An 8,445-nucleotide genomic window follows, 5' to 3' on the forward strand; every position below is an offset into this window, starting at 1 on the left:
GGCGGCCCGCCACGGAGGGGGGCCCCTAGCTGTGGACTGGCTCTGGGTTTGTCGGGGCCGCCCTCCGTGGCGGCCCGCGTGAGGCGCACGACTCAACAGTGCAACAGGACCGTACTTCAGTAACCGGGCTCACTGTTTGATCCGCTTCTCATCCCGCTTTGATCCGCGTCGTCCGCATCCCATCGCTTCTCTTCACTCCGCGTCCCAGATGACGATCTGCCCCGAGTCGCTGCCGGCGGCGACGCGGAGGCCGTCGGGCGCGAACGCGATGTTCAGCAGCCGGCCGATCTGCCAGGTGAACGTGGTGTGCTCGGCCCAGGTGTGCGCGTCCCAGATGCGGACCGTCTCGTCGTTGCTCACGGTCGCCAGGAACCGGCCGTCCGCGGTGAACGAGAGCCCCTGGAAGTGCTTCGTGCCGCGCTTGTGCAGCGCCACTTCGCGGTTCGCTTCGAGGTCCCAGATCCGCAGCCGCGGCCCGGCGGTGCCCGCGAGAAAGCGCCCGTCCGGCGAGAACGCCAGGTGCGCCACCGCCTGCTGCCAGCCGTCGATGGTGCGCGTGACGGTGCCGTCCGGCATGGTGCGGACGCGGACGAGGTAGTCGTAGTCGTTCGTCGCGTACTCCACCGCCGGCCCGCCCAACATGCCGATGGTCCGCACCCGCTGACCGACGCTCGCCATGTGCCCGGTGGCGATGAGTTGCCCGTCGCGGCTGAACGCGACGCCGCCGGTGGTGAAGTCCGAGCCCGGCATAACCGGGAGCAGCTCCCAATCCGCCGTCGTGCGGACCAGGAGAGAGGGGCCGGTGGGCCAGTCGGTCGACCGTGCCTGATCCACCTCGGCCAGATATTCGCCGGTCGGGGATGTCTTCAGGCGACGGCCCCACGGACTGCCCGGTGAGATGGTGTGCCAGGTGTCCGCCCCGAGATCCCAGCAGTACAGGTTGATGCCGCCGAAGATGATCCGGTTCTCATCGAGGTACGTCATGTCGTACCCGGACGAGATTTGGTCGATGGGTGCCGTGCGGCGAACCTCTCTGGTGGCGAGGGTCCACACGCGGATGGAGCCGTCGCCGCAGACCGCCGCGAGTTCCTCCCCAGACGGAGAGAACGCGACCGCGTAGATCCGCTTCTTCTTCCCGATCGAGAGCGTCTGCACGGTCACCTCTGGGCGTGCCTGCCGTTACCCCCGCTGCTTCTCGGCGGTCCGGAGCATCTCGGCGGCCTCCTTGCGGGTGGTCTCGCTGCGCGACTCGCCGCGGAGCATCATCGCCAGTTCCTCGACGCGGGCCTCGTCGGTCGTCAGCGCGGTGATCGTCGTGGCGGTCTTCTTCGCGGTGGTCGATTTGCGGATCGTCCACTGGTGCTGCGCGTAGCTCGCGACCTGCGGGAGGTGCGTGACGCACAGCACCTGGTGCGACTCGCCGAGCGCCGCGAGCTTCTGGCCGAGCACGTCGCCGAGCCGGCCGCCGACGTTCGCGTCGATCTCGTCGAACACCACCAGCGTGCGGACCGGGTCGTGCGCCGACAGCACGGTCTTGAGCGCCAGCATGGTCCGCGACATCTCGCCGCCGCTCGCCACCTTCCGCAGCGGCCGCGACGGCTCGCCGGGGTTGGCCATGAGCATGAAGTCGAGCTGGTCGATGCCGGTGGCGGGCACGTCGCCGGCCATCGGGTCGAGCGGCAGCGCGAGCACCTCGATGACCGCGTCGAGCTTGGCCATCGGCATCTGGAGGTCGACGAGGTGCTTCTGCGCCTCGGCCGCGAGCTTCTTCGCGACCTTCCCCCGGGACGCGCTGAGGGCGGCCGCGGCCTTCTTGAGTTCCGCCCACGCCGCCTTCAGTTCGCCGTCGATGCCCGCGAGGTCGTCCTCCTGCTGCTGGAGCGACTTCTCCTTGGCGTCGAGCGTTGTGCGGTACTCGACGAGTTCGTCGGGGGTCTTGCCGTAGCGGGACTGGAGCTTCTTGAGGAACCCGATCCGCGACTCGACCTCTTCGAGCCGGTCGGGGTCGGCCTCGAACCGCTCGGACAGGTCGCGGCAGGTGTCGGCGAGGTCGTCGACCTCGGGCCGCAGCGCTTCGAGCCGCTCGCTCACCTCCTTCAATTTCGCGTCGAGGCCCGCCCAGCGGTTCGCCTCCTTGATCAGCCGGCCGAGCACCTGGCTCACGGCCCCGTCGTCGTCCCCGAGCCGGGCCGCGACGGTGCCGGTGAACTGCGCGAGGCTCTGAGCGTGAACGAGCGTGTCCTTCTCCTTGAGCAGCGCCGGGAGCTCGTTCGGCTGGAGCTTGGCGTTGTCGAGGTCCTCGCGCTCGAACCGCACCAGCGAGAGCTCGCGCTGCCGGTTCGTTCGCGCGTCGGAGAGGTCCTTGAACTTCTTCCGCAGCCCGCGGACCGTGTCGGCGGCGGCGTCGTACTTCTTCCGCTGGTCGCCGAGCCGCCCGAAGGCGTCGAGCAGCTCCAACTGGTACGCGGGCTGGAGGAGCGAGTAGCTCTCGCGCTGGCCGTGCACGTCGACCAGCATTTCGCCGATGCGGCGGAGCGTGGCGACGGCGACCGGCACGTCGTTGACGAGCGCGGAGCTGCGCCCGGAGCGGCTGAGCCGCCGCGTGAGGATGAGGTCGTCGTCCTCGACGGGCGACTGGAGGATCTCGGCGGCGACGGCCCGCTGCTCGGGGCGGGTCAGCTCGAACCGGCCGGTGACGCGGAGTTCGTCGGCCCCGGTGCGGATGAGGTCGGCGTTGCCCCGCTCGCCGAGGAGCAGGCCGAGCGCCCCGAGGAGCAAGGACTTCCCAGCACCAGTTTCACCGGTCCAGGCGCAGAACCCCGGGTGCAGCTCGACGCGCACGTCTTCGATGAGGGCGAGGTTTTGGACGGCGAGTTCGCGCAACATACCGCAATGGTACGGCCGCCGCACCGGCGGGTGAAGGTGAGTCGGGACGCGCGGCGGGGAACGAGGGGTTTGTACCCTCGGACTCGGGATTTGCACCACCGGTCCCAGGGTTTACACCCCGGGCTACGGACTGGCGTCCCTCCGGGACTCAAGACCCGGAGCCCCCGGAGCGGGCGGCAGTGCCCAGCCCAGGGCGCAAACCCTGGGGCGGTTGTGGGGCTCGAGCGGTTGTCGTGTCTCCGCCGGTGCGTTATAGTCGGGGTATGATTCGCACCGTCGAAGCTGTGATCGGCACCGATGGGGTGGTGCGGCTCCTCGAAGCCGTTCCGCTCGCCGCTGCGCGGCGCGCCCTCGTGACCATTCTCGACGAGGAGCCCCCGCCGCATCCCAACGAGGCGGCACTGCTCAGCGAGGCAGCACTCGCGGACTGGAACTGTCCCGAGGAGGACGCCGCGTGGGCGCACCTGCAATCGGGGACGTAGTCCTCGTCACGTTCCCCTTCTCGGACCTGTCCTCGTCGAAACTGCGCCCCGACGTGTGCCTCGCGGATGCGGGGCGCGGGGACTGGCTGCTGTGCCAGATTACGAGCAACGCATACGGTGACCCCGCAGCCGTCGCCCTCGACGCTGTGGATTTCACTCGCGGCGGGTTGCTCGTTGCAAGTTTCGCCCGCCCCGGGAAGCTCTTCACCGCGAGCCAATCGCTGATTCAGAGGTCCGTCGGTAAGCTATCCGAGCCCGCGTTTCAACGAGTTCTGGCGGCGGTCATTGGTGTGCTTCGGCCACCTGCGGCAAACCCGTGACCGTACCTTTCCGGTCGAGACCCCCGCAATGCCTTCTGTCCGTTTCTCCATCGCCTCGTTGCTCTGCCTCTCGGTCGTCGCGCTCACGGGGTGCGCCGAGCCGCCCGGCCCGGCCGGGACCGATCCCGAGGCGCTGTACCTGCACCACTGCGCCAGGTGCCACGCCCGCGCCGGTGAGCCCGGCGGCCCGACGCTCGGCGGGTCCAAAGGGCCCGACCTGTCGCGCATCGGCTCGGCCACCGGCATGACCCCCGACTGGATCGCCGCCTACGTCGCCAACCCCAAGAGCATGCGGCCCGACGCCCGGCTCATGCCCGCGTTCGGCGACAAGATGACCCCCGAGCAGATCCGCGCCCTCGCCGAGTGGCTTGCGGCGAAGAAGTAACGCCGCGTAACGGCCGGATTCTCGCGCGAATGCGGGTTCCGGCGGCCCCGTCTCCGTTTAAGGTGCGGGGAACACGCCCCGCACCGCCCGCCGCGAACCGCCCCAGGAGCCGCACGCATGACGACCCCTCTCTACGACCCGACCCGCCGCTTGTTCCTCCGGTCCGCCGCGGCCGCGACCGTTCTCCCGTTCTGGACCGTGAAGGGCGCGTTCGCCGAGGAACTCACCCGCACCCCGGACCAGACCGAGGGCCCGTTCTACCCCAACAAGCTCCCGCTCGACACCGACAACGACCTGCTCGTCATCAACGACGGCATCACCCCGGGCGTCGGCGAGATCACGCACCTGACGGGCAAGGTCCTCGACGCCAAGGGGAACCCGCTGAAGAACGCCGTGGTCGAGATCTGGCAGTGCGACGGCAACGGGGTGTACCTGCACACCGCCGACAGCGACAAGAAGAAGGACAAGCAGGACAAGAACTTCCAGGGGTTCGGGCGGTTCGTCACCGGGAGCACCGGCGAGTACTACTTCCGCACCATCAAGCCCGTGCCGTACCCCGGCCGCACCCCGCACATTCACGTCAAGGTGAAGAAGGGGAACAAGAGCCTGCTCAACACGCAACTGTACGTCAAGGACCACCCCGGCAACGAGCGGGACGGCATCTGGAAGAGCGTCAAGGACGCGAAGCAGCGCGAGGCGATCACCGTGGACTTCGCGAAGGTGAAGGACTCGAAGGTCGGCGAGCTGGCGGCGAACTTCGTCGTCGTCCTCGGCGTGACCCCCGAGAGCTGAGGCGGGGCCAGAGCGGGCGGGCAGAGATGGCGACCGGGGGCTTCTACGGCCCCCGGTCGCTGGCTTCTGGGGCGCGGCCGGGGGGCCGGGGCATTTTCGCGGGCGCGGGGTTCCGCGGGGGCCGCCGCCCGCTTACTATGTCGAGACGTTGGCTGCCGATCACACCTCGAGAAGTGTCATGCCGATCACACTGGGTTGTCCGTCGTGCGGGAAGCGGTTCCGCGCGCGGGACGAGTCCGCCGGGAAGCGGGTCAAGTGCCCGTACTGCGCCGAGCCCGTTCCCGTGCCCACCGGCGACGAGCAGGAACAGGCCCAGCACGACCAGGCCCAGCAGCAGGCGCAGCAGCAGCGGTCCCCGCTCGACGACGACGACGGGATCGGCACCGTTCCCACGCGGCAGAACCCGCACCCGGGCGGGCCCACGGTCGCGAGCCCGACCGACTGGGGGGCCGACTCGCCCCCGCCGCGGCCGAGCCCGTTCCCCCCGGTCCAGAACGCCCCGCCCGGCCCGGCCCCGGTGTTCCCGCCGGTGCGGGCCCCGTCGTCGCCCGGGTTCGACCCGTTCCCCAAGCTCCCGCCCGCGGCCGCGCCCGCGTCGGCGGCGGCCAGTCGGTCCCGCGAGTCGATGACCCGGCTCGGCGGCGCGGCCGGGCGGCCGCTGGGCACCGGGGTCGGGTCCGGGCCGATCGGGGCGTCGTCGATGGGACCGGCCGAGCCGCTGGCGATCCCGGGCTGGAAGAAGGCCCGCCGCGGCATGTTCTGGGTGCTCCTGGGCCTGTTCATGCTGGCGCTGCCGGCGTTCGTCGGGTTCGCCAAGGCCGCCTGCGTGAAGGGCGGCGTGGCGCTGCCCCGCGGCCCCGGCGGCGACTGGGTGACGATCGCCGGGTACGTCAACACGACCGACCCCAACTCGGTCATGCTGAGCAAGGAAGAGCTGGTGAACCTCGCCGGGTACGGCGTGCCGGTCGTCCTGGGCGGGCTGTTCCTGTCGCTCGGCCGGCTCGCGTGCGGCGGCGTGCCGCGGAGCAGCGGCGCGAAGGGGATGTTCGTCCTCAGCGGGCTCGCGACCCCGTTCGCGGTCGCCGCGCTGCTCGCGGCCGCGGGGTGCGACAAGCTGGCGATGCGGGAGGAGTACCCGTACTTCCGGTACGCGTTCCTGGTCCTCGCGGCGGCCGCCGAGTTCTGGTTCCTGGCCGGGCTCGTCTCGGCCGGGGCGACGCTGAAGCGGCCGCAGGCGGCGCGCGCCGTGGGCCTGCTCGGGCTCGTGGTCGCGGTCGCGGCCGCCGCCGCGACGATCGGCTGGATGGTGTACGAGAAGCGGTTCCAGCCGCGGCCGGTGACCGACGCGGTGCGGATGTACGAGCAGGCCGCGCTCATGGTCGGCTGGTTGCTCGTCCTCGCCGCGTACTGGCGGGCCGTGCGGAGCACCCGCGGCGCGATCTCCGAGTACCTGGAAACGGTCGAGGTGTGACGCCGGATCCGGGTGATTCGTCTTCGTTCTGTCGCCGGCCTCTGTGAGGTCGGTGCCGTGGGACTCGCAGACGCCCGGCCTCACAGAGGCCGGCTACAGTGAGCCATCACCAGTACTTGGTGTGATTCAGGGGGCCGGGAGCGCCTCGAACCACTCGCGGTACGGGGTGTTGACGGCCATGTGCCGGTTGTAGTCCGGTGCCCCGTCGGTCCACCACACCGGGCCGCGCTCGCCCAGCGCCGTCTTCGACTCCTGAACCTGCCCCCGGGCCGCCTTCCGCTCACCGGGCGACGACCCGGCGGCCCGGCGGAGCGCCGACCGCGCCCGCGCCAGGATGCCGACCTGGCGGAGCCGCTCCGCCTCGGGGAGCGCCGGGTTCGTCGTCCGCCACAGCCGCCCGCGGACGACGAAGTACCGCCCGTCCGGCGTCACCGGGTACCGCCCGCCGACCGTTCGCTCGGGGTTCTTCTTCGCCACGTCGCGTCACCCTTCGATCCGTTCCCACACCGTCCCGCATCCCGAAGACGCAACACCTGTGCCGCCGCGGGCCGGCCTCCGGTGGTACGCGGGTTGCCGTACCCCCGGGGTGTCGCCCTCCCCCAGGTGCATCATGCCCCGACACAGCGAGAACCTCCACGGCGGCGAGCCCGAACCACGCCCCGTGGCCCTCCTCCTCGTGGACGTCATCAACCCCATGGACTTCCCCGACGCCCCGAAGTTACTGAGAACCGCCGTGGCCGCGGCGGAGCAACTCGCGGCCCTCAAGTCGCGGGCGCGGGCCGCGGGCGCGCCGGTCGTCTACGCCAACGACAACTTCGGGCGGTGGCGGTCCGACCTGTCGGCCGTCGTCGAGCGGTGCCGGGAACAGGGGTGCGCCGGGGGGCCGGTTGCCGAACTGCTCCTGCCCGACCCGGACGACTACTTCGTCATCAAGCCCAAGCACTCGGCGTTCTTCTCGACCACGCTCGACGTGCTGCTCCGGCACCTGAAGGTGCGGACCGTCGTGATCGGCGGGTTCGCCGCCGACATGTGCGTCCTGTTCACCGCCAACGACGCGTACATGCGGGACCTGCGGGTGGTGGTCCCGGCCGACGGGGTCGCGTCGAACGACCCCGCCGACCGCGACGCGGCGCTCGCCCTCATGCGGCGGGTGCTGTCGGCCCCGACGCCGCCGGCCGCCGAGATCGACTTCGCCGCCCTGGCCGCGAGCGGGGCGTAGCGCCCGGTGGCGCGGCCCGTGAATTGCTCGTTCCAAGGGGTCCGCCCGCCGACCAACCCGAACCGGAGTTCGTTATGCCGATGGAGACCCTCCACGACCTGTACGTGAACGAGTTGAAGGACCTGTACAACGCCGAGAACCAGCTCCTCAAGGCGCTGCCGCGGATGGCGAAGAAGGCCTCGGCCCCGGAACTCCGGGCCGCGTTCCAGGAGCACCTGGAGGTGACCCGCAAGCAGATCGAGCGGCTCGACGGGGTGTTCACGGAACTCGGCGTGAGCCCCAAGGGGAAGAAGTGCAAGGCGATGGAAGGGCTGATCGAGGAGGGCAAGGAGGTCCTCGAAGAGGTCGGCGACCCCGCCGTGATCGACGCCGCCCTGATCGCGTGCGCCCAGCGGGTCGAACACTACGAGATGGCCGGCTACGGGTGCGTCCGCTCGTTCGCCACGCTCCTGGGGTTCGCCGACGCCGCCGCCCTGCTCCAGGAGACGCTCAACGAGGAGGGCGCGGCCGACAAGAAGTTGACCGAACTGGCCGACAGCGTCATCAACATCGACGCCGAGGCGGCCGACGGGGAGGACAGCGAGGAGGAAGACGAGCCGGTCGCGGCCGCGAAGAACGGCAGCGGCGGGGCCGCGGCGAAGCGGAAGCGCTGACCCCAACGGCCCACCCGGCGCGACGGGCGGGCCCCACCGCTTCATCAGCACGTCGTACCGAATCCGATCGATCATTCCTGTAGCCGGCCCCTGTGGGGCCGGTGCGTTGGGGACTCCCCGAGGCCCGGCCTCACAGGGGCCGGCTACAGAACACCGACGGATCAATCGAACTGGGTAGCATACCGAACCGCGTGGATCAGTTGCTTCTGGTGGGGCAGGCATTCGTGCCTGCCTCCA

Annotated in this window: 9 protein-coding genes; 6 read left to right on the top strand and 3 right to left on the bottom strand. The window is 70.6% G+C overall.

The features are described from left to right. Positions 1-192: 192 nt before the first annotated feature. A complete protein-coding gene (locus tag ACTIGN_RS14180; protein ID WP_439624876.1) occupies positions 193-1,155 on the bottom strand; it encodes a WD40 repeat domain-containing protein in 963 nt (320 codons plus the stop codon). A gap of 24 nt (positions 1,156-1,179) precedes the next feature. After that, entirely contained in the window at positions 1,180-2,886 is a 1,707-nt protein-coding gene (gene recN, locus ACTIGN_RS14185; RefSeq protein WP_439624878.1) for a DNA repair protein RecN, read from the bottom strand. Positions 2,887-3,149: 263 nt separating this feature from the next. Between recN and ACTIGN_RS14190 the strand changes: the two genes are divergently transcribed. From ACTIGN_RS14190 to ACTIGN_RS14205, 4 genes are all read left to right on the top strand, one after another. Continuing rightward, entirely contained in the window at positions 3,150-3,368 is a 219-nt protein-coding gene (locus tag ACTIGN_RS14190; RefSeq protein WP_439624880.1) for a hypothetical protein, read from the top strand. A gap of 348 nt (positions 3,369-3,716) precedes the next feature. Beyond that, complete coding sequence (locus ACTIGN_RS14195; RefSeq protein WP_439624882.1) at positions 3,717-4,073, top strand: c-type cytochrome; 357 nt, start codon at positions 3,717-3,719, stop codon at positions 4,071-4,073. Between the two features lie 117 nt (positions 4,074-4,190). Next, positions 4,191-4,865 carry an intradiol ring-cleavage dioxygenase gene (locus ACTIGN_RS14200; protein WP_439624884.1) on the top strand — a complete coding sequence of 225 codons (675 nt, stop codon included), beginning with the start codon at positions 4,191-4,193 and terminating at the stop codon, positions 4,863-4,865. Positions 4,866-5,043: 178 nt separating this feature from the next. After that, a complete protein-coding gene (locus tag ACTIGN_RS14205; protein ID WP_439624886.1) occupies positions 5,044-6,336 on the top strand; it encodes a hypothetical protein in 1,293 nt (430 codons plus the stop codon). Between the two features lie 126 nt (positions 6,337-6,462). On the opposite strand, the gene ACTIGN_RS14210 is transcribed toward ACTIGN_RS14205, so the two are convergent. Continuing rightward, positions 6,463-6,813, bottom strand: a complete 351-nt coding sequence (locus tag ACTIGN_RS14210) for a hypothetical protein (protein ID WP_439624888.1) — start codon at positions 6,811-6,813, stop codon at positions 6,463-6,465. Between the two features lie 133 nt (positions 6,814-6,946). Here ACTIGN_RS14210 and ACTIGN_RS14215 point away from each other — a divergent pair, with 133 nt between their 5' ends. Next, positions 6,947-7,555, top strand: a complete 609-nt coding sequence (locus ACTIGN_RS14215) for a cysteine hydrolase family protein (protein ID WP_439624890.1) — start codon at positions 6,947-6,949, stop codon at positions 7,553-7,555. Positions 7,556-7,629: 74 nt separating this feature from the next. Continuing rightward, entirely contained in the window at positions 7,630-8,208 is a 579-nt protein-coding gene (locus ACTIGN_RS14220) for a YciE/YciF ferroxidase family protein (RefSeq protein ID WP_439624892.1), read from the top strand. Positions 8,209-8,445 lie beyond the last annotated feature (237 nt).

It is taken from the genome of Gemmata sp., assembly GCF_051859125.1.
Taxonomy (GTDB): domain Bacteria; phylum Planctomycetota; class Planctomycetia; order Gemmatales; family Gemmataceae; genus Gemmata.

What these genes read in the sequence shown, in the direction of transcription:
- recN (WP_439624878.1), bottom strand. Translation starts at nt 2,886, where the DNA reads ATGTTGCGCGAACTCGCCGTCCAAAACCTCGCCCTCATCGAAGACGTG.
- ACTIGN_RS14190 (WP_439624880.1), top strand. Translation starts at nt 3,150, where the DNA reads ATGATTCGCACCGTCGAAGCTGTGATCGGCACCGATGGGGTGGTGCGG.
- ACTIGN_RS14195 (WP_439624882.1), top strand. Translation starts at nt 3,717, where the DNA reads ATGCCTTCTGTCCGTTTCTCCATCGCCTCGTTGCTCTGCCTCTCGGTC.
- ACTIGN_RS14200 (WP_439624884.1), top strand. Translation starts at nt 4,191, where the DNA reads ATGACGACCCCTCTCTACGACCCGACCCGCCGCTTGTTCCTCCGGTCC.
- ACTIGN_RS14205 (WP_439624886.1), top strand. Translation starts at nt 5,044, where the DNA reads ATGCCGATCACACTGGGTTGTCCGTCGTGCGGGAAGCGGTTCCGCGCG.
- ACTIGN_RS14215 (WP_439624890.1), top strand. Translation starts at nt 6,947, where the DNA reads ATGCCCCGACACAGCGAGAACCTCCACGGCGGCGAGCCCGAACCACGC.
- ACTIGN_RS14220 (WP_439624892.1), top strand. Translation starts at nt 7,630, where the DNA reads ATGCCGATGGAGACCCTCCACGACCTGTACGTGAACGAGTTGAAGGAC.